Origin of the sequence: Megasphaera sp. AF13-6AC, from assembly GCF_027685385.1 — a bacterium.
Taxonomy (GTDB): domain Bacteria; phylum Bacillota; class Negativicutes; order Veillonellales; family Megasphaeraceae; genus Megasphaera; species Megasphaera micronuciformis.
Genome location: NZ_JAQCUN010000262.1, coordinates 1 through 965, shown reverse-complemented (window position 1 = coordinate 965; position 965 = coordinate 1). Strand labels below are relative to the sequence as shown.

Annotated in this window: 1 protein-coding gene; it reads left to right on the top strand. The window is 52.3% G+C overall.

Annotated features, from left to right (window positions below; translation table 11 throughout):
• Positions 1 to 965 (top strand): gluconate:H+ symporter (locus PGX78_RS08715; protein ID WP_270446566.1); only part of this gene is annotated, 965 nt, incomplete at both ends.

Sequence of the window (965 nt, the reverse complement as noted above, 5' to 3'; positions counted from 1 at the left end):
CCCTGTTTTACGAAATCGGTTTCGTATTGTTGATTCCCCTCGTATTTACCATTGCGGCGGAAGCGAAGATTCCCCTCTTGGAAGTCGGCATCCCCATGGCTGCGGCCTTGTCCGTAACGCACGGGTTCTTACCGCCTCATCCGGGCCCTACGGCTATTGCCATTATTTATAATGCCGATATCGGCGTAACCCTCGTATACGGTGCTATTATAGCTATTCCTACGGCTATTGTGGCAGGTCCCGTATTCTATAACTTTACCAAAGGGATTAACCCGGAAATACCCAAGGGCTTATACAACCCCAAGATTTTTGAAGACCATGAAATGCCCGGTTTCGGCGTATCCGTATTTACGGCTCTCGTACCGGTTGTACTCATGGCGGCTTCGGCTATTGCCAAACTCGCTTTGGACCAGTCTTCGCCTGCGGCGGTAGCTCTTGAATTCCTCGGTCAACCGGATATGGCACTGACCATTTCCGTAGCCATTGCTGTTTATACTTTCGGCTTGGCGCACGGCAAGAAGATGGACGAAATCATGAATACCGTTAAGGATGCTATCCTGGCTATCGCCATGATTCTTCTCATCGTCGGTGCCGGCGGGGCTCTCAAACAGATCCTCATCGACAGCGGTGTAGGTACGTATATCGGAACTCTTGTTGCCGATGCCAGCCTGTCGCCCTTAGTATTGGCTTGGCTTGTGGCTGCCGTTATTCGTACGGCTTGCGGCTCTGCAACGGTTGCGGCTTTGACGGCCGGCGGTATTGCAGCTCCTATCTGCGCGGCAACAGGTGCCAATCCGGAATTGATGGTTTTGGCGACCGGTGCCGGTTCGCTCATTTTCAGCCCGCCTAATGACCCCGGTTTCTGGCTCTTCAAAGAATTCTTCGGCCTGACCGTTAAAGAAACGGTACGGACCTGGTGCGCATTGGAAACCATCATTGCCATTATGGGTCTTATCGGCGTATTG